The following is a 24,324-nucleotide window of genomic DNA, read 5'->3' as shown; positions in this document are numbered from 1 at the left end:
AGAGTTGGCGGTGTTTGCCGATGTGACGAACGTGAACAGTCATATCGATAACTATTATCTCAATTACTACAACGGGAATAACGGGACGTCGGGGCATCTGCCGACGAGCGAACAAACCTACGGGTTGAATGCACAGCTGGGGATCTCCTATCTGTTCTGAGACCGGGTAACGGGTACAGTGAATTCTCTTTCTTGCCGAGAATTAGGCTTCTAGACATCGTGCGACCGTGTCATCGGCGGATCAAAGGCGGAGAGATGGTCACCGTAGGTGGAGGTCCTACACCGTCTGCGCATGAAGATGTTTTTAATAATACAACAGCGACCAGCGAAAGTACACTTGTGCACCCCAATCGCCGCAAGTCAGCACGCGAGTGTTCTCCAACCGCTTCGTCGAGGTTTGCATGCTCTCCGGCCCATCTAGGGTTTGCCGTTGCAATTCATCGTTGAACCTAGATCAGTTATTCAACTTACCACCTGATATCGCCTCAGCGGATATCGCTCAGGGAGGGGATAATGAAAAAGGTATTCGTTCTTTTTGCGTTGTCAACTGTTGTGGCGGTCATTAACTTGCACGCCCAGGTCGCGGCCTCGAAGGATACGATCTATATTTCAGGAGGGACGTTTGCCGGGGGCGAAAATGCCGGCGCTCTCGAGGCAACAATCAACGGCGATACCGCCGCCGATGGAACGAGGATAAATCCAAAGAGAGTCTACGGGCTGTTTGAAGGACAGGTTTACTACCAATCCGCGCCGATCAATGTCTACGACCCGTCCGGAGTGCTGACCATCGCGGGGGTCCCCGATCCCTCCCGCCCCACGGTGAGGTCAAAACCGATCATCCTCGTCAAGTCAAAAGTTGGGGGGACTGTTGCGATCGATAACAATGCGGTGAATTGCCTGTATGGCAGTCTTAGGATGGTGAATATCCAGTACCAGACGATGCAGATGAACGGTTATCAGAACAACGAGTTGTTTTATTGCGGCACCGCGAACAAGCTCCCCCAGTCGCTGACCATCGACAGCTGCCTGTTCGAATTCTGCAACATCGACCTCTTCGACTGCACGAACGAATCGGGCGCTATCGGTGGATGGCCGTACGGTGCGAGATTCTTCATTACAAACTCGTATTTTCGGAATATGTTCAATGCAAGTCAATGGTGGGGATCGCGGGTGTTCCAATGCAAGCATCCGATCGATACGTTGTGGGTTGAAAACACAACGGTGGTCGGCGGCGGGTTGACGTTTCTTCAGCAGAATGCGCTGTTGGATTTCGGGTATTTCAACCATAACACGATCGTCAACAACAAGAAAGATTGGCTCCTTTCACCATACCATCGGGAATTGTTCGTGACGAACAATATATTCATCAACCAGAATTGGGCCGGCGAAGATACGAACGAGGTGGCGCTCGAGGATCCTGTCGAACGCCAATTCTACAGCACGATCAATGTCGATACTCTGACATATGTGAACGGCGCGCCAGTGCTGCCTGCGCGGTACGCTTCGAATACTGCGGCATTGGCCCCCGACAAAATGCAGATCTATGTTTCGGACAACGTGAATTATTATGACCCGTTGCTGATCACCGGGTACTACAATACGACTCCCGGCGCCATTGACAGCAGCGCATACCCTCTTTCGTACTTGCGCTGGTATTACCCGGGAGTATATCGGGTAGAAAACATTCCGTGCGAATGGATGAACCCGCGAACTCTGAGGCTCTTTACCATGTACGGGCCGCCGGCCGGCGGATTTATTGAACGGCACACATCGACGGCAAACCCTGGGACACAAACTCCGGGCATTATCGATGCATCGGTGGTGGAGCAAATGGCGAAATGGAATCAATATCAATACGATGATCCTAAGTATCCGCAATCGGCAAACGATATCCTCCACAGTAAATACATTTTTGGCGACTACAGCCCCACGACGCTTCCCGGCGTTGTGAACGGAGTGAACACGGATACCATTACCAGTTTAGCGCAGCTGGCAGCAGGCGATCAATTGGGAATTGCGAAGTTCACCAACCTGTCAGAGAACTTCAGACAAAACTCCGTCATCTCTACGATTGATGGATATCCGGTCGGTTCGTTGCTATGGGATGATGTGAATGATTCTGCGTATGCCGCGCATCATTCCGGGGAATGGGCAATCGTCTATGCATCATACGTAGTCACCGGCAGCCCCGTTGCGGTCCAACAAACAAAAGGCGTCCCTGGCGGCTTCAGGCTGGGACAGAATTACCCGAACCCGTTCAACCCATCGACGAAAATTGAGTTTTCATTGCCGCGCGGTGCCAAAGTGGTGCTGAGGGTCTACGACATCCTCGGGCGGGAAATCACCGCATTGGTGAACGAGAACCTCGCGGCAGGAAATTACAGCGTCGGGTTCGACGCCCGGAATCTTCCCAGCGGCGAATACATCTATAGATTTTCGGCTGAGGGATACTCCAGCGCAAGGATGATGCTCTTGTTGAAATAATTTTGCCGGCGTATTCGATCCGCCATCGCAATTCATCGTCAGTCACTGATCATTGGAGAGGATGCTATGCACACTGTACAACGGAGTGTTATTCTGATCGCGTTCGTTGCACTTCCGCATGCGCTTTTGGCGCAGGCTGCGACGGTTGGCTACAACAACCAGCAGCTTTTTCTGAACGGATCGAACCTGGCGTGGGTTCAGTACGCCAGCGACGTCGGAACAGGATCGCCCGACACCGTGGCCTTCGCTCAGATCCTTCTGGCCATCCATAACGCCGGCGGAAACTCTGTCCGGTGGTGGTTGCATACCGACGGCACCGTCACTCCCGCCTTCGATTCGACCGGACATGTAACGGGGCCGGGCGCCAGGACCATCGCGGACATGCGGAAGATCCTGGACATCGCTTGGCAGCGGGAGATCGGCGTCAACATCTGCCTCTGGTCGTTCGATATGCTGAACACATCGAACAGCGCCGCGGTGCTGAACCGGAATGACTCGCTCCTCGTCGATACTGCCTTCACACACACCTACATCAACAAATGCCTGATCCCAATGATCGACTCTCTCAAAGGCCATCCCGCCATTCTCTCATGGGAAATTTTTAATGAGCCGGAAGGGATGAGCAACGAGTTCGGGTGGAGCTCCACCAAGCATGTGCCGATGTCGGTGATCCAGCGTTTCATCAACTTATGTAGCGGCGCGATCCATCGCGCTGATTCTTCCGCCCTTGTGACGAGCGGCTCGTGGAGTTTTGAAGCTCTGTCGGATATCACCCCCGCTGTTGCTCTCAAGAAAACCGGTTCCGCCTTTTCTCAGTTAAACGTTGCCGAAAAAGAATCGATCGCCCGGCAATTCAACCGGAAGTATCGGGCATCGATGACGACGGATGAGGTCATCTCCTATCTCGACCACCTCTCGACATTGACGAACAAGAATTATTATTCCAACAGCGAGCTTATCGCGGCGGGGGCTGATTCTGCCGGGATACTCGATTTTTATTCGGTGCACTACTATTCGACTTCGACGCCGTTGTCCACGTGCCCGTTCATTCATCCGGCGAGCGTCTGGGGGCTCGACAAGCCGATCGTCGTCGCGGAATTTGCGATGGAAAGCGGGGAAGGAAATCCCCCCGGCGTTCCAAAAAGTAATCTATTCGATACGCTCTATTCGCTCGGTTATGCAGGGGCGATGCCCTGGTCCTGGACCGACCCCACATTCTCGACAAACGCCGATATCCTCGCCGGTCTGCAGTCCGTCTGGAACAACCATCGGAATTCCGTCGACGTACACGGCATCGGCTTCGACTGGCCGGCGGTGAACATCCTCACCCCCCCGAACGGCGCAAAGTATCCCGACAGCACGCAGCTGACGATCACGGTGTCGGTGTATGATACGCTTGCCGTCGATTCGGTCGAGTTCTTTGTCGAGGACACGATGAAGATCGGGAGCGTTCGCACCGCGTTCTCTGTTGTCTCTGATACGTCCTATTATTCGTTCACCTGGAAGAGCATCCCTCCGGGCAATTACGCGTTGACAGCCGCAGCCACCAACCACGGAGGACACCGGAACGTCTCGTCCGTTGTGCAGTTGATCGTCGGCAAGCCCCCCCTTACCCGGCTTGAAGCGGAAAAAGCGATAAGAAAAGGACCTGGTATGACCGTGAAGAGCGATGCCTCGGCAAGCGGCGGACAATATGTTGACATCGAGACCGACACCTCGATTGCCACGATCAGTTGGACAGTCAGCGGTGTGCCTGCGGACAGCATCTATCCCATCGCGTTCGGCTACAAGCTTGCCTACCAGAGCCCGAAAACCCAGTTTGTCAACGTGAATAGTGTTCCTGAGGATACTGTCACGTTCACGGGTTCGACGACGGCCTGGCTCGAAGAGACCGCCTACGTGCATCTTTTTAAGGGGATCGATACGATCCAGATACAGATGAGCTGGGGCTGGATGTACCTGGATTACCTTGCTGTCCCCAGCAGCTTTGTTACCACCGGGGTAAAGAAGGCCGTCCAGGTGCCTGCGGTCTATGCGTTGTCGCAGAATTATCCTAACCCGTTCAACCCGACGACGACGCTGGTGTATTCGATCGCGAAGGCCGGTCCGGTGACCCTGAAAGTGTATGATGTTTTAGGACGCCTGGTGGCAACGCTGGTCGACGGGCGCCAGAATCCCGGAGAATACACCGTGCAGTTCGACGCGCGGGCGCTGGCAAGCGGAATGTATTTTTACAGGATCGAAGCCGGAAGTTTTTCGCAGGTCAAAAAAATGATGCTGCTGAAGTAACGGAGCGGCGCTCGGGTACCACGCTTCATTGCACCCAGCGGCAGTTTCAGAACAATGCGGGCAATAGGCACGGAACATTCTCCGCGCCTATTGTTGTGAAAAGGAGTCGAGGCAACATACCCGTTATTGATCCAGACGTACTGATTCGGCCTGTCGGATTGCTCCCGCGAAATAATTGTTGCATCTCATGCACAAAAGAAATAAGATAGATTCACTATTCATTGCGCATTCGCTGGTTCATGGCAGCCGGACACGATAAAATTTCTTCGAACAATCAGGCATGGGGCATTGCAGTTCTCTGCACGATCGCGCTTATTTATTTTGCCATCTTTGCGTTTCTTTTCAAGCGTCCGACCGACCACGTAACGCAGTTTTATTTTGCGGACAGGATGACGGAAGCGCACCGCATCCTCATCGACCAGTATAACGAAGCTCACGCCGGCAAGGTCAACGTCGTCCCGATCGACTTTCCCAACCCGGATTTCAGCACCGACACACGCAAAGAAATTCTTGCCCGCTCGCTGCGCGGCGACGACGGTGGGATCGACCTTCTGGCAGTCGACGTCATCTGGGTGCAGAGGTTTGCAAAATGGTGCGAGCCCCTCGGCAAGTACTTTACCGACGAGGAACGGAAGCGGATCACTCCCATCGCGCTGAGCTCCTGTTATCATGACGGGGAGCTTGTCGCCATGCCGCTCGATATCGCTGAAGCGGTCATCTATTACCGCGCCGACTTGCTGGCAAAGGAGGCCCGGGGGAAAGGGCTTCTCCAAAGGATCCAGAAGAGAATGTCATGGAACGATTTTCTGAACATCAAACAGGAGCTCCGTAAGAACAGCTATCCGTTCTATCTCTTCCCGGCATCGGATTACGAGGGGCTGATCTGCTGCTACATCGAAATTCTCCTGAGCGAAAAGCCCGACTACTTTACGACGATCGGATTCCGGTTCGATACGCCCGAGGCCAAGAATGCTCTCCGTCTGCTTGTCAACCTCGTCCACAAATACGGCGCGACGCCGGCCATTGCCAGCGACCTGACCGAGGTGCCGAGTTACAATTACTTCATAAAAAACGACGGCCTCTTTCTGCACGGATGGAATACGTACGACAGGGATTTCAAAGAATCTCCCGTCGACACGGTGAAGGAAAAATACCTGCGGCGGATCTCCATCCCCTGTTATCCCGGCGGAACGCCGGCGGCGGTGTTCGGCGGATGGAACCTGATGGTGCCGAAATCGAGCAAAAATAAGGAGGCGGTGATCGATTTTATAAAATTTCTGCTGAGGGACGAGTCGCAGGAAATTTTCTACACCAAGGGGGGATTTTTTCCGGTCACAAATTCGTTCTACCGCGATTCGCTGTACCTCCGCAAATATCCTGAGATCAATACGATCGTCGACCTCCTGAAGATCGGCGTGCATCGTCCCAGCCAGGAAGAATACACGAAGGACTCGAAAATCATGTCCCGCTATTTTTACCTCGCCATCAAAGGAACCATCGGCGTCGACGAGGCGGTGAAGAACGTCGACGCGACCATCGAATCCGAAAGAAGCCTGACGCCGTAGCCATGGAATGGAAGATCCCCAAAGTTCCGGAACCGGTGAAGACGAGACTCTCGCGGTATCGTTTTGAGATCCGCCACATCGTCGTCATGGTTGTCGTGCTGATCACCTTCCAGATCATCCTGGTCTTTTTTCAGAAAGAGAACCTGGAAAGCTTCCTCGGCGAAACGCAAAGCTGGTTCCGTAAATATTACGCCGAGCGCCTTGCGCTTGTTACGACAACGAACGTCGAACTGATCTACGAACGCCAGCAGCGGGTGCGCGTCCAGCAGGACAGCGCCGAGTTGTACCTTGCCTACTCGCTCAACGTGATCTTCAAACAGCAGCTCATCCAGCGGAGCGGAGAAGACCTCTGCCTGATCCTGATCAAGAATCACCGACTCTACATCATCGACAGCGGGCAAAAATTGAAGGCGTTCTTCAACAACACACTGCCGCCGGTGGAGGAGGGGGAACTGACCAGCCATCGGCAGGGACTCGAATTCTTCCTCGCGCAGAAGGACGAGATGCGGCGGAGGGAGAAGATCGTCAGCGCCGTATCGAACGAAAAGACGTTCGACGTGCTCGTTCCGTTCGTCCCCGACGGCGAGTACCTCGGCGTCATGTACATGCGCATCACTCCCGATTTCGCATTCCTGACCACGGAAATTCAGTCCAGCTTCGACAAAGTGGCGCTGACATTCCTGGCCCTCATCTTCATCGGGTTGATGGCGATCTTCATCATTTCTTCACGCGCCGTTGGAGAAAGGAACAAGGCCCAGGAAGAGCTGTTTATCGAGCACGAAGAAAATCTCAAGAAGCAGATCCGGCTGGAAAAGGAATCGCTCTTCACGAAGCGGATTTACCATACGAACCACAAGGCCGAAAAGATCATGGGGTTCATCAAGAACGACGTGCGGATGATGAACGCCGAAAACCTCAGCCAGCTGAAACAGCGTGTGATCACGTATTCCAATTTCATCTCACGGATCATCTACGACATGAAGTGGTACGACCAGGATATCAATACCATCGTCAACCCGATGTTCCGGACCAACATCAACCTGCTCATCGAGTTCATCGTCCAGAATGTCTTTCTCCGCGTCTCGAGCAAGAATGAAATGTTCGACATCAAGCTCCGCCTCGATCCGTCGCTGCCGCCGGTGCGCGTGAACGAATTCATCGTCTGGGAGATCCTCGAACCGCTCATCCAGAACAGCATCGACCACGCCAGCAAGGATTTCGTCATTATTACGGTCTCGACCGCCTACGACGCGAAAAGAAACCTTTCCGAGATCGTCATCGAAGATACGGGCATTGGCATTGCGGAGGAATTGCTCGAGCCGGGGCCGAGGGGGATCAGGCGCCTCTTCCTCGAGCAGGAATCGACGAAAGCGAACATCGGAACGCACTCGGGGTACGGATGCTACATCGCCCACCAGCTCGCCGTCGGCAAATGCGGATGGCAGCTGGAAGCGGAGAACAGGGCCGAAGGGGGATGCAGGTTTACGCTGACGATAAAAAATTAGGAGCAGTATGAGCACGAATAGCCCTCAGGCGATCAGAGTTTTGCTTGTCGAAGACGAAGATTTCGACGTCGCCCGCGTGAAAAAAACGGTGAGCTTGTCGACGACGCGGATCCAGGTGGAAAGCGTCGTTTCGAACGGCAAATCCGCCCTGGACAAGATCCGCGAAAGTCCGGACTTTTACGACGTCGTGATCCTCGACTACCAGATCTCGGGCGGTTTGCGCGGCGAAGAGCTGATCGGGAAGATGAAGGAACTCGACCCGTTCCTGCAGATCGTGGTCATTACAAAAATGACGATCAATACCACCGATTTCGATTTCGCAAACAATCTCCTGAAGGCCGGCGCGTACTGGTACTGCACGAAGTACCCGGGGAACATCGAGGACTATGTCTACCAGCCGACCGATTTCATCCTGAGCATTGTCAACGCCTACGAGCGGAAGAAGCTCGAAAAGCTGCAGCTCAAGTCTGACAAGCGGCTCAAACAGAGCAACGAGAGCCTGCTCGAATCGAAGAAGATCATCGGCGAGTCAAAGCCCATGGTGCAGCTCAGCGATGTGATCGAAAAATACGCCAAGAGCGAGGCGAACGTCCTTATCTCGGGGGCCTCCGGTACGGGAAAAGAGCTTGTTGCCTGGAACATCCACCTGAAAAGCAAACGGCGCTACGAAAAGTTCATCCCGATCAACTGCGGAAGCATACCGCACGACCTTGTCGAAAGCGAGCTGTTCGGGTACGAGCGGGGAGCGTTCACCGGCGCAATGAGCATGAAAGCCGGACTGTTCGAGATCGCCAACAACGGCACCATCTTTTTGGACGAAGTGGGAGAGCTGCCGCTGCCGGCGCAGGTCAAACTCCTCCGCGTGATCCAGGAGGGGGAGATCGAAAAAATCGGAAGAAAAGAAAGTCTGACCGTGAACGTGCGCATTATCGCTGCGACGAACAAGAACCTGACAACCGAAGTGAACGAAGGACGGTTCCGCGAAGACCTGTACTACCGCCTTGCCGTCATTCCGATCGACATCGTTCCCCTCAGCAAACGGGGGAACGACATCCTTCTGCTGTTCGACCACTTTATCGAATACTTCAGCAGGGACATCGATATTCAGCCCCCTCCCGCGGAACAGAAGGCGAGGGAGATTCTTATGAACTACCGATGGCCGGGAAATGTCCGCGAACTCCGGAACGTTGCCCAGCGGTTGGTCTTGAATTGCACCGACAAGATAACCGCGAAGGACGTGACGAACCATATGGTCATGAAGAACGCTGTTTCGGGAACCAACGAATCGGTGCTCGACGATTTATCCACGGGGCAGGTGCTTCCCCTTCCTGAAATGGAAAAGATGTTCCGCATCCGGTACTTCAAGTATGTGCGGAGCATCTCAAGCTCCGATTCCAACGCCGCTGAAAAATTAGGGCTCGCCCCCTCGAATTTCTACCGGATGCTGAAAGAACTCGGGTTGAAGTAAGGAAAATTGTCGATCAGAAGGGTCGGCGATCATCATCACTCGCGCTCACTGCTGCAGATCGTTCCGATATGTTCGACGAAGTCTCAGTTTCACAATGTTCCTTTCTTCCTGAGCCCCGAAGGGATGCCTTTGGCAAAAGAAAGAAACCAAATGCCGCTCTAGGGCATCTCGCCTATAGTTCATTCCTGGCTTTCGGTTCGCCCAGGAAATCCCCGGCACCTATACAATAAGGGTCGACGAAATGAACCTTCAACATGAGCAGCGAATCGTCATGACGCTGGACGCAGGGGGAACGAATTTCGTTTTTTCCGCTATCCGGGGAAACGCCGAGATCGTCCAGCCGGTCACGTTTCCATCTCATGCCGATAACCTCCGTGAATGCCTCGCGACCATCGTCCAAGGCTTTTCAGAGATCAAGAAACAGCTTCCTTCGCCCGCCGTCGCGATCAGCTTCGCCTTTCCGGGTCCGGCTGATTACCCAGCGGGAATCATCGGAGATCTGGGGAACCTGCCGGCATTTCGCGGCGGAGTGCCCCTCGGTCCGATGCTTCAGGAGGAATTCCGCCTGCCGGTGTTCATCAACAACGACGGCGATCTCTTTGCGTACGGCGAAGCGATCGCCGGATTTCTGCCGTACGTGAACGGCCTTTTGGAACAAGCGCGCAGCCCAAAGAGGTTTCATAATTTGTTCGGCGTGACGCTCGGTACCGGATTCGGCGGAGGTATTGTCCGGAACGGCGAATTGTTCATCGGCGATAATTCCGGCGCCGGCGAAATCTGGCTTCTTCGGAATAAACTTGACCCCGCGATCAACGCCGAGGAGGGGGCAAGCATCCGCGCGGTGCAGCGCGTGTACGCACAGCGCGCCGGGATCGAAGTCCGTCAGGCGCCCACGCCGAAAGAGATCTTTGAAATTGGTTCGGGGAAGACGAACGGCGATGTTTCTGCCGCGCGCGAAGCATACCGCTGCCTTGGCGAGGTTGTGGGCGACGCCCTCGCCAACGCGCTCACGCTCGTCGATGGACTGGCGGTGATCGGCGGGGGACTTTCGGGGGCGCATGCTCTCTTCCTGCCGGCGCTCGTTGCCGAGATGAACAGCATGTACCGTTTGCCAGGGGAAAAAAGCTTCCCCCGGCTCGAGGTGCGTGTCTATAATATAGAAGAGGCCGGGGAACGGGAGATCTTTTTAGCCGGGGAAAAGAAGGAAATTCCCATTCCGGGAAAAGAGAAGAAAGTACAATACGACCCGCTGCGGCGGATCGGTGTCGGCATCTCAAAACTCGGTACGAATGAGGCGGTGGCTATCGGAGCGTATGCATTTGCACTCCATGCGCTCGACAAGAAGTAACCCGCTGTAGATTCAGCACTTAACGGATGCCTTACAATGCAACGTTTTTTTGCGCGTGAATTGTAACAGTTACACAACAAAATTTTAATACACTCATTACATTGCCCTCCTACATTGAAGCGGAGCCTGAAATGCTAGTACGGCTGATTTTTTCAGCTTGCTTCTCAAACCCCGTTTTTTCATATTTCATTCAGTGACAACCAACGCCCTGGCGGAGATGCTGTGAGGGTGTAGAGAGCGTTTGGAGGAACAATGCAGCGGCTGGTACTTTCAATCTTCCAATGTTGGTTCTATCCTTTTCCCAATCCAATCGAGACGCTGAACAAGCCGTAGTCCTTTTACAGTCGTTCACAACGAAATCAATTTCACCACATTCATAACCTTATTTAAGGAACAATCGCTATGAAAAAAAGTGCTACAACAGTTGTGTTGTCGCTGCTTGCATGTCTGTTGATTGTGCTTGCACCGACAGCACAAGCGCAGACGCTTCAGAAGAAGTGGAGCGATACGTCGGGGGTTTCCTGGTTCCCGTCGGCTTCAGACAGCGCAGCTCTGGCGCTCAATGCCGCCACGAATCACCTTATCTTTGCTTCCCGGGCCGCCAAGACGATCACGATCCTCGATGCGGCAACGGGCGCTGTTCTCGGCCAGCTCGACACGACCGGTTTCTATACGTGGACGGGGAATAAGCCGTTCTTCAAGGTGGGAGTGTCGGACGACGGAAAGATCTTCGTCGCGAATGAAGTAACGACGGTGAACAAGAAAGCGGGGCGGGTCCGCATCATGGTGTGGGCGAACGAGACGGCGAAACCGGTTCTGGCATTCAACGATTCCGTGAAGGGACCGCAGCTCGGCGACGCCCTCGCGGTGACGGGATCCGGCACGCAGACATACGTTTACCTCGGCGGCAACGGAACCACTTCCCCGGTGCAGGTCTTCCAGCTCTCGAACGATACGACGCTCGTTCTGCGAAAAACGATCACCGTCGCTCCCGCTTCGAACGGAGCGACTTCCATCGCCCCTATGACCGACGGCTTCGGCCCGTTCTGGCTGAAGAAGAGCGGCAAGGTAGCCATACAATTCGATACGACAGGGACACCCATCGATACGGTTCCCTCGAGCGCCCTGGCGGTAACCGCCACGAGCGCCCGTTACTATCAGCTCTACGGACGCAAATACATTTTTGCCTTTGACGGCAACGTGAATCCCTCAACAGCCCGTATCCTCGATATCACGAACGGGCTGGTCTCCGGCGTGCCGTTTGTAGCGGCCCTGACACCGTCGCTTGGGACCAAAGCAAACGGCGGGACGTTCGGCGAGGCGCTCTTAAACCCGGCCGACAGCTCCTTCATCGTCCTGAGCACCAACAATTCCATCGGCTCTTACAGTACTCAGAAATCGTACGCCATCGCGAAGACGTTTACGCGATATCCCTACGTGCCGATGGCGGGCGCGATTGACACTGTGGAAGCGACCATCGTCAACATCCAGAAGATCGCGACCGCGAACCTGCGCTATATGGCGGCCCCCGACACCGTCGGGTCCGTTGTCCCGATGAGCGTTCTCTCGGGGGATTCGCTGAACGGCATCTGGTTCGGCATTATCCCCGGCGCCGTCGACACGAACAGCGCCCGCGTTTCCTATAAAGTGGACATCACCGACGTGATGGGGACGGAGTCGCTCGTCAGCGGCGGCGCGGGATACTTTGCCGGCGTTTCGAAGATGGCTCTCAACTCCACGCGTGCTGAAGATACCACGACCGGAGCGATTCTTTGGAATGGATACGGACTGCGCGTGACCGGCGTCGATATTATGGAAGACAGCTTGATCGGCGTGCTCGGCAATTACTCGAGCATCATGCTGCAGGACGATCAGGGGGGGATGGATTTTTACGATTACGGCCTGACGCCGTACAGGATCCGGCGGGGACATAGCTACACGATCGTCGGACAGCTGTATCAATATTCAGGATCTATAGAAATTGAATCTCAACTCTACAATGGCCACCTGGATGTGACCGACAACGGCCCCGCGACCCTGCCTCTTCCGAGAGTTATTACGTGCCATGATCTTGCCTGGGACCGTCTGGGTGAACAGCTCGAGAATTCACTCATCCAGATCCATCACGTCCGGTTAACGCCCTCTTCTCTCGCATGGCCAGCCGCGGGCGCGGGGGGGACGAATCTTACGATCACAGATAACAACGGCCTCGATTCGCTGACGTTCCGTATTCCGACCGGCAGCAATGGGAACGGCGCTCCGACCCCGCGTCAGCCGTTCACCGTCACGGGCGTCGCGTCGCAATTTGCCGCTTCATCGCCGTACACTTCAGGATACGAGATCTTCCTGCGCAACATGGACGATATCCAAAGCGAAGTTCAAGTTGCGTTAAAGGACACGACGAAAGGCTTGGCCGGTACCGACGTGAACATCACGGCGGTCAGCGATACAGTGACGGGTCTTGGCGTTCTTTCGTACCATTTCTCGGCGGCGTTCGATTCGACGCAGCTGAAGTTTAAGGGAGCCACTGCGGCCGGGACGATCAGCAGCGGGTTCACCTTCTCTGCGACTCCGGCGAACGGCGGCCTTGTCAATATTTCGGCGTCCGGCTCTACGGCGCTGACGGGGTCAGGACCGTTGTTTGTTCTGACCTTCACCGTGCTGAAACCGGCGCTCACGCCGATCGCACTTAACGGACAGTTCAACAGCGGCAACCCCTTTGCCGTGGGCATCGGAGGTGTTGTTGTCGGCGGAATGCAAATGGAAGTCGAGCCGAACGACACTCTTACGACCGCCACGCCAATTCCCTTCGGTATACCTGCCGGCGGTTCTCTCTCGAAAAGCGCCGGCGATCCGGACTACTTCGTCTATCAGGTTCCGGCTGGACATCTTATTGTCGACGGGGTCGATTCAGCCAACACGACAAATCTCTCTCTGGCTTTGTATGACAGCGCAGGGAAACAGCTCTCGTTCATCGACAGGAACATCAATGACCGTCTCGAGTACAACATCACCACGCCCGGGAAATATTACGTGCGGGTGCTCGGCAGCAAGAACGGAAGCACCTACGCCACCGGCCCGTATCAGTTGATGACGCGGACCGGTCCGGGGACCGATCTTCGCGAGCCGAACGACGGTCCGGCATTCGGGTTCTTCAATCTCGTGACGGCGGCAAGCTTCAACTATTCGGACACCGCCAATACGCTCGATCCCGGCGTCGGACTTCCCGGCGTCGACTGGGATTATTTCAGCATCGTGGCGGCGACGGGCCAGACGATCACCCCATTGGTCCAGTCAAAATCTTTCAAGTCCGCGTCGACGCTGACTCATGTGCAGGTGTCACTCTTCAGGAAGAGTGCGTTCTCGACCGCACTCACGTCGGTCTCGGTGACGGACGGTTCCGACGCTCAGTTCTCGTATCCGGTGACCGTTGCTGACACTTATTATGTGGCCGTAACGAACACCGTGCCGTCGGAGGCGGGACCGGGAGCGCGCTATAAACTGATGATCGGTTCGCCGACCGGCGTTCTCGATAACGTCATCAGCTTGCCAAAGGAGTTCGCGCTCGATCAGAATTATCCGAACCCGTTCAACCCGTCCACCACGATCAGGTTCGCGCTTCCGAAAGACGCGATGGTGACGTTGAAGGTCTACGACGTCCTCGGCCGTGAAGTGCGGACGCTGGTCAATCAACGGGTGAGTGCCGGTTATCAGCAAGTGATCTGGGATGGAAGGAATGAAACAGGAGCCCAGGTCGCTTCGGGGATGTATATCTACCACATTTCTGCCGGCGATTTCACTTCAACAAAGAAAATGATGATGTTGAAGTAAATCGACCATTCTCTCCTTCGTCTAGAATGCAATGCCGCGCGCTTCCACAGACGCGGCATTGCGCTGTACCAAAACTCCTTGATTCGCTTTTCTAAATCAGCTATATTACCCCAGTTTTTCCGCAAAGAGCCTCTTTATCACTGCGGCTTTGCACTCAACACCGCGTCGCACAAAAGAATGCATGAAGGGACCGGACTCTAAATACATTGGGAAGGGGTGCCAGAACAGCAATCCCCCTTTTCCATCCTCAATTTTCCATCATCCGTTAGCATATGCTTAATTACGTCTGGATGTCGCTCATTGTCATCGGGCTGCTCGTCGGTGCGGGGAGCGATATTAATGATGAGGTGAAGAACACGTATCGGAACGGGATTCCTTTGGACGCGGTTGTGCGCGTTGAAAAGACTCCAACCGCGCTGCGGCAGACATGGCAGGGGGAACTGATCATTCCCGCCGAAGCGTTTAACCGGTTCTACGGAACCGCATCGGCATCATCGGAGGTTCATCAACCGGTAGAGATGACGACGCTTGCTTCCGGAAGGACAACCATTACAATTCTCACCGACGAATCATCTCCGAAGTTTTGGATAGCGATGGCCCAAAATTCCGGAAACACCAATAAGCTGCTTGGAACGATCAACAGCATTAAATTTTCGGATGATAAAGCCTCCGCACAAATTTCGTTTCTCCTGGAAAAGATCAGTTACGTCAAGATACGGGCGATCACAAAGGCTGCACTCGACTACGCCGATACCGCCGTCACGATCTCGCTCGGGCTCATTGGCGTGATGGCCCTTTGGTTAGGGATCGTGAAAATCGCCGAGGAGGCCGGGCTCTTGAGCGTCCTGACGAAGCTTTTGACGCCGTTGACCTCGCGGCTCTTTCCGGATGTACCGGCAGGTCATCCGGCGATCGCCGCCATGGTCATGAACATTGCCGCGAACATGCTCGGCCTCAATAACGCGGCGACGCCGCTTGGCTTGAAAGCAATGGAAGAGTTGAACAAGCTCAGCCCGAAGCTGGGAACGGCGACGAATGCGATGTGCACGTTTCTTGTCATCAATACTGCCGGGTTAACGTTGATCCCTGCCACTGCCATCGCGATCAGAGCGGCGCAGGGGTCGGCCGAACCGGGGATCATCATCGGAACATCTATTTTTGGAGCAGGATGCGCTACTATTGCCGGCCTTGTCGCGGTGAAGATCCTCGAACGGCTCCCGCGCTACAAAAATGAGCTCCCCGCCGCCGGTCACGGAACGGAGTCGGCCCATGGTTGAACTATTCCGAAATATTATCAATATTATTTCAGTCGCCGCCGTTCCGCTGATGTTTTTCGTCTTTGTGGGCTGGGGGATCATAAAGAAAGTAAAGGTCTATGAGGTCTTTGTCGAAGGAGCGAAAGACGGATTTCAGGTGGCGGTCAAGATCATTCCGTACCTTGTCGCCATGCTTGTCGCGATCGGGATCTTCAGGGCTAGCGGGGCGATGGATGTGCTGGTTGCCGTGCTTGCACCGGTAACGAATCTTATCGGGATGCCCCCCGAAACTGTTCCGCTTGCGATTCTCAGGCCCCTCTCCGGAAGCGGCTCGATGGGGCTGATGGCGGAGTTGATGAAGGTCCACGGGCCGGATTCCTTTATCGGCGTTCTCGCCTCGACCATGTACGGCAGTTCGGAAACGACATTTTACGTTCTTGCCGTCTACTTCGGCGCGGTCGGCATCAAGAATACCCGGCACGCTCTTCCGGCCGGGATCATCGCCGACGTTTTCGGAATGCTGGGGGCTCTTTTTATATGTCGAACATTTTTTGGTATTTGAAATGAAAACAGGAATGAAATATTTATTCATCATCGTCATTGCCTTTGCTTTCTTTTCGTCCTCGGCTTTCGCACAGAAATCTCTCGCAACGATGACCGGCAAACAGGACCCGAGCTCGATTGCCGGCGGCCTGGGGCTGACCTGGATCAACGGGCAGGAATATTATCTCGTCAATATCGCTCCGGACCTTGCCTTCGGCAATTTCGGCGTCGGGCTGGATATCAATCTCCTCATCGGAAGCACCGACCACAAGATCCGCAAAGTCGGCTTCGATTCCACTGCCTACGATTATCTACGGATGATCCGTTACTTGCGCTGGGGACATAAAGGCGACGATGTCTACGCCCGCGTCGGCACGCTCGACTACGCCCAGCTCGGGCACGGTTTTATCATGTATCTCTATAATAACAGTCCGAGTTACGACGCACGGCGTCTGGGCAGCGAGTTCGATTTGAGTTTTGGCAAATATGGTCTCGAGACCGTGTACGGCGACTTTGGCCGTCTCGGAGTCGTCGGCGTGCGGGCGCATGTCGATCCGCTGAAGTTTACCACGATCGGCTCCGTTCCTGTGCTCGGCGGGCTGGAGCTCGGCGCCACCTGGGCGGGAGATTTGCGCCGCGATTCGAAGGACACCGGCTACACCGTTGCCAACGGGGTTCCGACCGCGTCGAATACCGGGGGCATCGACATCGTCGGCGCCGATATCGGCTTCCCCTTGGTTCGCGTCCCGACGGTCAGCTCGACGCTCTATGCCGATTATGCCAAGATCCTTTCGTTCGGGAGCGGCGAGGCGGTCGGACTGCAGACCGATTTTTCCGGTCTTGGCCTCGTCAATATTTTTACGAAGTTTGAACGCCGATGGACGGGAGAGGAATTCATCGCAAATTATTTTGACACGTTCTATGAGCTGGACCGCTACAACCTTGCCGGAACGGTCTTTTCCAGCAAGGCGCAGATGCTCGAAAACGTGACGTCGGCCGAGCCGGGATTTTTCGGCGACCTGACGTTCGCAATTCTCGGCAAGCTGCAGATTCGCGGAACCTATTCGAAGCTCGATAAGGTCGACACGAGCGGAACGTTGCACATCGGCACATCCACCGGATCGATGATCCCGATCTTCATCGTCGATGCCGGCTACGACAAGAAGTACATCAAAAACGGCAAGGACGTCTTCACGCTCGACCAGCGGTCGTTGCTCTATGCTTCAATAGGATACAAACCGTATCCGTTCATGATCGTGTCGATGCTGTACACCTGGACGTTCGAGCCGGTGGTCGACGCGAACGGCAATACCTATTTCACCACCCAAAAACGGGTCGAGCCGAAGGTGTCGCTTGTTTTTCCTCTCTGAGAATCTAATGTTTCTGTGCCGCCGTCGTTTGGTTCCGGCTCATAGAATTGCCAGGCGAATTTATTTTCCCCTGCTGATTTTTGCACTGAGCGTTCCCCTGATCGCCGAAACGGTTGCCGTTCCCTCCTCGGTGACCTCGGTGACGGTATACAGCGACAGAGCTCTTGTAACCCGCACAGGGGAGATCACGCTCCAGCCCGGGAATTATCTTCTCCGGTTCAGCAACCTTCCAGCGAGCTTGGTCGACCAATCGGTCCGTGTCTCCGGCGAGGCAGCGGGCGCTAAGATCTTAGACGTCCATGTCGAAACTGCTTTTCTCGACACCGTCCCCGAGGAACGGGTCCGTACATTGCAGGCGAAAGTTCAGGAACTGCAAACCCAGTCAAACGAACTCGGCGACCGGCTTAGCGTGCTGAACACCGAGCGCGATTTTATCCTGCAAATCAAGGCTCAAACGGCCGATAATATCGACAAAGACCTCAAAGTACAGCGCCCGACGACAGAAGACTGGCAGAAAGTTCTGGCGTTTTTTGATTCAAACCTGAACAGGATTTTTGCAGAACAGCGGAAAGTCGCGAAGGACCGGACCGATCTGCAAGGGAAGATCGAGACGCTGCAAAAACAGATCAATCAGATTTCTCCGCGTGCGCGAAAGTCGGTGAAAAACATCGCGGTCGAGGTTCAGATAACGAAGGGAGGCGAGGTCCGGCTCTTTCCCTCGTACGTCGTTTCCGGGGCGCGGTGGTATCCGCAGTATGATGTGCGGGTTTCGACAGAATCGCAGGACGTCGAACTGAACTACTACGGATTCATCCAGCAGAATACCGGAGAGGATTGGACCGATGCCGACATCTCGTTGTCGACCGCCCGTCCGGATGTCGGCGGAGAGAAGCCGGAGCTGGGTCCCTGGTATCTCAATATTTTTCAACCCCTGCCTCAGCTTCAAAAGAGCCGCATGGGAGCCGCTGTCAGCGAGATCGTCGCCGCGCAAGGGGCCGAAAAGAAAGACGCCGCCAGTGAGCTGGAGGCCGTGGGAACACCGGAGGCCGAGGTGGAGACGCAACCGACCTCGGCGTTGTTTCATATCACTTCCCGCTCGACCGTTCCGTCCGACAACACCGCACACAGGACGACGATCGCGATCGAAAAAATGCATGCCGAGTTCTTTTACTCTTCCACGCCGAAGCTTTCCCCGTATGTCTATCGTAAAGCGGCGATCAAGAACACGAGCCAGGCGCCGTTCCTCGCGGGAAATGCCAATGTCTTTTCCAACGATGACTTCATAGCGAACTCGGCGATGAAAACAACCCTGCCGGATCAATCCTTCGACGTGTATCTCGGCGTCGACCCGGCAGTGAGGATCGAGCGGAAGCTGGTGAACAGGTTCACCGACTATACCGGGACGTTCACGAAGAATGTCAGGGTGACGTACGAATTCAGCTTCACGCTGGAAAACACCAAGAAATCGGGGCTCAACGTTGCCGTGCAGGACCAGCTGCCGGTATCCCAGAACGAAAAGATCACCGTCGAACAGGTCGAGCCGGCAGAGAAGGAATTGCGCCGGGACGACCAGGGATTCTTGAATTGGAATGTCATGTTGAACCCCGGCGAAAAGAAAAACTGGAAACTCAAATTCAACATTGAATACCCGCAAGGGACGACCATCTCAGGACTCGAATAAGATTGCATGAATATTTTTAATGAACTGATCGTTTCACTCCTCCCACTGACCCCCAAACCCGTTGTTGCCCGATTTGCCAGACCCTATATCGCCGGTGAAGAACTTGCCGACGCCATACGGACTGCCAAAGCGCTGAACGCCGGCAAAGCGAAGGCGACCGTCGATGTGCTTGGCGAGGATATCACCACCCGCGAAGAGGCAATTGCCGCGCGGGAAGAATGCAAGCGCGTGCTTGCAGCGATCGCAGACAACGCCATCGACGCGAACCTCTCCGTAAAACTGACGCAGCTCGGGCTGAAGATCGACACGTCATTCTGCCGTGCGAACGTCGAAGAGATCCTTGACGCGGCAAAGGAAAGGAACAATTTTGTCCGCATCGATATGGAGGACCATACTTGCACGGACGACACGCTGGCGGTCTTTCATTCCGTCAAAGAACGGTATGCAAACGTCGGCATCGTCATCCAGGCGTACCTGAAACGGAGCGAGAACGACGTCCGGAAACTTGCCTCCGAACAATGCAAGGTCCGGCTCTGCAAAGGGATCTATAACGAACCGGCCGAGATCGCGTTCAAAAAAAGAGAAGAGATCCAGCAGAATTATCTTCGTCTTCTCAGAATACTGTTTTACGCCCGCTGCTATGTCGGCATTGCGACGCACGATGAACTGCTGATCAACGGAGCAAAGGCGATGATCGGTGAAATGAAATTTTCACCGAATGAATATGAATTTCAGATGCTGCTCGGCGTTCGCAATGAAAAGAGGAATGAGCTGATCCGCGACGGGCACCGGCTCCGCGTCTATACCCCCTACGGGAAGCAGTGGTATGCTTATTCTCTCCGCAGGCTGAGAGAAAACCCGCAAATCGCCGGATATGTCGCAAAAAGCATTTTTCTAGGTGATTCTTAACTCCTGTTTTGTTAACATTCTGCGTCTTCGACTCGAACTTCATCATCTAAAAGGAGATTATCATGGCTGAGACACCATCTACGGGAAGCGGCGGATCGACATTCAGGCCGTATGTTCCGGCAGAAACTACGATGACCGAGTTTTCCATCCGCGCGCTGTTGATCGGCCTTATCATGTGCGTCGTGCTTGGCGCCGCGAACGCGTACCTCGGGTTGAAGGCCGGCATGACCATTGCCGCTACCTATCCGGCCGCAGTGATCGGCATGGCGCTCCTCCGCCTGATGAAGGGTTCGATCCTCGAAGAGAACTTTGCCCGTACCGTCGGCTCCATCGGCGAATCGGTTGCGGCCGGAGCGATCTTCACCATCCCCGCTTTCTTCATCGCCGGAATATGGCCCGACTTTGCGACGGCCGGACATTATCTTGTTTCGACGGTCATCATGTTCGTCGGCGGTGTGCTGGGAATCATGTTCGTCGCGCTGCTCCGCCGTGTGATGGTTGAAGACGTCGAACTTCCGTTTCCCGAATCCGTCGCGGCATCCGAGATCCACAAAGCCGGAAGGAGCGGAGGCACCGGAGCGCAATTTCTTTTCAGCGCCATGGGAATCGGCGCGTTGATCCAATCGGCGGTGCAGTTCAATATTTTTTCCGCCGCGTGGGAAAAATTCGTCGAGTTCTCCAAAGCGACGATCGGGCTGCGCGGGAGCGGGACTGCCACGGCACAAAGCGGCCTTCTTCTCAGCTCGCCAGCGGTGAGCCCGGCATACATCGGCGTCGGCTACATCATCGGTCCGAAGCTTTCTTCGCTGAACTTCAGCGGCGGTTTGCTGGCATGGGGGCTCTTCGTGCCGATCCTGACCTATTTCATCGGACCGACGCTCATGCCTGCTGGCAGCACTCCGACGAGCGAATCGTGGATCGCGCTGGCCGACAACGTCTGGCGGTTCATCGTCAGGCCGATCGCGATCGGAGGAATGCTTGTCAGCGCGGCGTTCACGCTGTTCAGGATGAGAAAAAGCCTCATCACGGGCATCGGCCGTTCGGTCGGCGACGTGAAGAAAGCCGCCACCGGCGAACATGTTCAAAAACGGACCGAGCAAGACTTGAATTTCAAGTGGATCATGTTCGGCATTTTGGCCGCCGCCGTTGCGACATTTTTCATCTACAACTATTTTGCGCAGGATGCCATGGCGGCTCTCGTGGCAACGATCGTCATGATCATCGCCGGATTCTTCTTCGCCGCGGTTTCGGGGTACCTCGTCGGCATTATCGGTTCCAGCAATAATCCGATCAGCGGACTGACGCTGTCCACGCTTCTTGTTGCGGCTCTTCTGATGGTCGCTCTCGGGATGAAAGGAACGGCGGGCGTCGCGGCGGTGCTCGGCGTTGCTGCCGTTGTCTGCGTCTCTGCGGCCGTCGCGGGAGAGATGCTGCAGGATCTGAAAGTCGGGCACATCCTCGGCGGAACGCCGTGGAAAATGCAGGTCGGCGATCTCGCCGGCGTGGCCATCGCGTCGCTCGTCATGTTCGTTCCTCTTGTCGTGTTGCATCAGGGGGATATCAATACGGGCGGAACGGGCTTCGGGGGCAAAGCTTTGCCGGCTCCCCAGGCCAGCCTCATGGCTCTTCTCTCGCAGGGAATTGTCGGCGGACAAATGGCCTGGCCGTTGATCATCGTCGGAATGTTGATGGGACTCGGATTTATTCTGATGCAGGTGAAGAGCCCGATGCTCGTGAGCGTCGGGATGTATCTGCCGCTCGAAACGACCTTCGCGATCTTCATCGGCGGAGTGATCAAAGGAATCGTCGACCGGATGAACGAGAGGAAGAAGCACAACGACGCCCAGAAAGCACGGGTTGAGAATACCGGCGTTCTTATTGCCGCCGGGCTCATCGCCGGCGAGGCTCTCATTGGCCTCTTGTTCGCCGCGCTCGCATTTTTTGAGATCAAATATGCCGACGCGCTGCCGTCCATCTTTTCGTTTCTCCCATTTCCGTTCAGCGTAAGCCTCCTGGTCTTTTTGGCGATCGGCTGGCTGCTTGTTCAGATCCCGCTGCAGAATGCCGGAAGGCCGGAAGATCCGGCTCCGCCGACAGCGGTCTTTTAGCGATGTCGATCCAGGATCGGGAGCGAATAACTTGAAATCCGAGACCGGCCGGCCGCTGAATCTTTTGGACCTGAAGCCGATGCGGAACGCACGGTCGGAGGCGGCCGAGGACGGGCTGGTCACGTTGTTTATTCCGAAATTTCAGAACCGGTGGATGGTCCGCTGGTTCGTTCCGATGCTGGCCAGACCCGAGATCCGGTTAAAACTCGACAAATATGGGAGTTATCTTTGGAATGCCTGCGACGGAACTGCGACGGTCAGCGAGATCGGCAGCCGGATGAGCGGGCATTTCGGCGAAGAGCTCGACCCGCTCTATGAGCGCATCGGCATGTTCATCCGACGACTTGATGAGTCTGGATCGTTGTTGATCGAAGGGCATTCGAAGGATACAATGGTAGCGGAAAAAACCGTTGAACGAGACAAAGGATAACACCCTCGTTGGCGCTTTGTGTGTTTGTGAAAAACTGTACTCTACAATGAAAGGATACGACAATGTCCACCGCAATTGAAGGATTGAAACCGGAGCTGGTGTGGAAATATTTTGCCGAGATCAGCAAAATTCCGCGCGGCTCGAAAAACGAAAAGCAGATTTCCGCGTATGTCGTTCAGACGGCGAAGAACCTGGGCCTTGAAGCGAAGCAGGATAAATTCATGAACGTCGTCGTCAAAAAGCCGGCGTCTCCCGGGCGCGAGAATGTCGCGAGCCTTTGCCTTCAGGGGCATCTCGATATGGTCTGCGAGAAGAACAAAGAGACCGTGCACGATTTTGAGAAGGATCCGATCGAGCTCGTCCGCAAGGGGAATGTCATTATGGCGAACGGAACGACCCTCGGCGCGGACAACGGCATCGCTGTGGCGACGAACCTTGCGATCATGGAAGACAGATCCCTCGTCCATGGCCCTTTAGAGTTTCTCTTTACCATCGACGAAGAAACCGGACTCACCGGCGCGAATAATTTGAAAGCCGGCCAGCTTGAGAGTAAAACATTAATGAACCTCGATTCCGAGGAAGAAGGAGCCTTATACGTCGGCTGCTCGGGGGGGCGAAACACGGTAGGGACATGGAGCGTGAGTTTCAAAAGCGCCCCGGGCGATTCGCTTCCTTTTGCGCTTCATGTCAAGGGTCTCCGGGGAGGGCACTCGGGGTTGGAGATCGACAAAGGGAGGGGCAATTCGATCAAAATTCTCAACCGCGTACTCATCGCTTTGGAGAAGGTTGATGCGCGTCTTTCGTTGATCGAAGGGGGAAATAAAAGCAATGCGATTCCGCGCGAATCCGAAGCGCTGATCTACATCCCCAAGAAGAGCGTCAAGAAAGCCCAGGCGATCGTTGAGCAGTGGAATTCGATCATCAAGGGAGAACTGGCGACGGCTGAACCGGACTTATCGGTGTCGCTGCAAAGCGCGGAAGTCAAGAAGAAAGGAAAGGTCATCAAGAAGAATCAATTGAAGATATTGACGCAAACGATCTCGGCATTGCCGCACGGCGTCGTAAAGATGAGCGCGGATATCCCCGGACTTGTCGAGACTTCCACCAACGTTGCGATCATCCGGACGGAGAAGAACAAGATCGTCGTGACGACGAGCCAGCGAAGCTCCGTTGCCTCCGAGATCGACGAGATCCTCCAAACTGTGGCGGCGGTCTTTGAGCTGGGCGGGGCAAAGGTCGTGCGCGCAGAAGGATATCCCGGATGGAAACCGAACCTCGATTCGCAGATCTTGAAGGTCGCGAAATCGACATACCAGTCTTTGTACGGAAAAGAACCGGAGGTCAAAGCGATCCATGCAGGGCTCGAATGCGGCATCATCGGCGAGAAATTTCCGGGGATGGACATGGTTTCGTTCGGACCGACGCTCGAAGGGGTCCATTCCCCCGATGAAAAAATTTACATCGACACGGTCGAGAGATTCTGGAATTTCCTTCTCGGCATTTTGAAAAATGTACATTGAAAGAAAAACGACAACAC

General features: G+C 54.9%; 15 protein-coding genes. All 15 read left to right on the top strand.

The features are described from left to right. The first annotated feature begins 513 nt into the window (after positions 1-513). The 15 genes from VMF88_15900 to VMF88_15830 all read left to right on the top strand — a co-directional run bounded on the left by VMF88_15900 (position 514) and on the right by VMF88_15830 (position 24,307). Positions 514-2,484 (top strand): T9SS type A sorting domain-containing protein, encoded by a 1,971-nt coding sequence (locus tag VMF88_15900; GenBank protein HTY12547.1) that lies wholly within the window; start codon positions 514-516, stop codon positions 2,482-2,484. A gap of 66 nt (positions 2,485-2,550) precedes the next feature. Further along, complete coding sequence (locus VMF88_15895; protein HTY12546.1) at positions 2,551-4,773, top strand: T9SS type A sorting domain-containing protein; 2,223 nt, start codon at positions 2,551-2,553, stop codon at positions 4,771-4,773. A gap of 239 nt (positions 4,774-5,012) precedes the next feature. After that, a complete protein-coding gene (locus tag VMF88_15890) occupies positions 5,013-6,338 on the top strand; it encodes an extracellular solute-binding protein (GenBank protein HTY12545.1) in 1,326 nt (441 codons plus the stop codon). Positions 6,339-6,340: 2 nt separating this feature from the next. Continuing rightward, on the top strand, positions 6,341-7,843 hold the full coding sequence (locus tag VMF88_15885) for an ATP-binding protein (protein ID HTY12544.1): 1,503 nt from the start codon (positions 6,341-6,343) through the stop codon (positions 7,841-7,843). Positions 7,844-7,850: 7 nt separating this feature from the next. Beyond that, positions 7,851-9,311 (top strand): sigma-54 dependent transcriptional regulator, encoded by a 1,461-nt coding sequence (locus VMF88_15880; protein HTY12543.1) that lies wholly within the window; start codon positions 7,851-7,853, stop codon positions 9,309-9,311. 241 nt (positions 9,312-9,552) lie between these two features. Beyond that, positions 9,553-10,659 carry an ROK family protein gene (locus tag VMF88_15875; protein ID HTY12542.1) on the top strand — a complete coding sequence of 369 codons (1,107 nt, stop codon included), beginning with the start codon at positions 9,553-9,555 and terminating at the stop codon, positions 10,657-10,659. Positions 10,660-11,061: 402 nt separating this feature from the next. Then, positions 11,062-14,490 (top strand): T9SS type A sorting domain-containing protein, encoded by a 3,429-nt coding sequence (locus VMF88_15870; GenBank protein HTY12541.1) that lies wholly within the window; start codon positions 11,062-11,064, stop codon positions 14,488-14,490. A gap of 272 nt (positions 14,491-14,762) precedes the next feature. Continuing rightward, positions 14,763-15,767, top strand: coding sequence for a nucleoside recognition domain-containing protein (locus VMF88_15865; protein ID HTY12540.1), 1,005 nt, complete (start codon positions 14,763-14,765; stop codon positions 15,765-15,767). After that, positions 15,760-16,308 carry a spore maturation protein gene (locus tag VMF88_15860; protein HTY12539.1) on the top strand — a complete coding sequence of 183 codons (549 nt, stop codon included), beginning with the start codon at positions 15,760-15,762 and terminating at the stop codon, positions 16,306-16,308. Before VMF88_15865 ends, VMF88_15860 begins: the two co-directional genes overlap by 8 nt. 1 nt (position 16,309) lies before the next feature. Beyond that, the gene (locus VMF88_15855; GenBank protein ID HTY12538.1) at positions 16,310-17,659 is read left to right on the top strand and encodes a hypothetical protein; all 1,350 of its coding nucleotides are present in this window, start codon (positions 16,310-16,312) and stop codon (positions 17,657-17,659) included. A 7-nt stretch (positions 17,660-17,666) separates the two neighbouring features. Then, the gene (locus VMF88_15850) at positions 17,667-19,340 is read left to right on the top strand and encodes a mucoidy inhibitor MuiA family protein (GenBank protein HTY12537.1); all 1,674 of its coding nucleotides are present in this window, start codon (positions 17,667-17,669) and stop codon (positions 19,338-19,340) included. A 6-nt stretch (positions 19,341-19,346) separates the two neighbouring features. Beyond that, positions 19,347-20,249, top strand: coding sequence for a proline dehydrogenase family protein (locus tag VMF88_15845; GenBank protein HTY12536.1), 903 nt, complete (start codon positions 19,347-19,349; stop codon positions 20,247-20,249). 62 nt (positions 20,250-20,311) lie between these two features. Beyond that, positions 20,312-22,357, top strand: coding sequence for an oligopeptide transporter, OPT family (locus tag VMF88_15840; protein ID HTY12535.1), 2,046 nt, complete (start codon positions 20,312-20,314; stop codon positions 22,355-22,357). Between the two features lie 31 nt (positions 22,358-22,388). Beyond that, complete coding sequence (locus tag VMF88_15835; GenBank protein HTY12534.1) at positions 22,389-22,787, top strand: PqqD family protein; 399 nt, start codon at positions 22,389-22,391, stop codon at positions 22,785-22,787. 62 nt (positions 22,788-22,849) lie between these two features. After that, a complete protein-coding gene (locus VMF88_15830) occupies positions 22,850-24,307 on the top strand; it encodes an aminoacyl-histidine dipeptidase (GenBank protein HTY12533.1) in 1,458 nt (485 codons plus the stop codon). The last annotated feature ends 17 nt before the right edge of the window (positions 24,308-24,324 follow it).

The sequence above is a fragment of the Bacteroidota bacterium genome (assembly GCA_035506275.1).
Classification (GTDB): domain Bacteria; phylum Bacteroidota; class Ignavibacteria; order UBA10030; family UBA8401; genus JAGVPT01.
The sequence above is the reverse complement of the archived record's forward strand: the minus strand, read 5'-3'. Positions and strand labels throughout refer to the sequence as shown.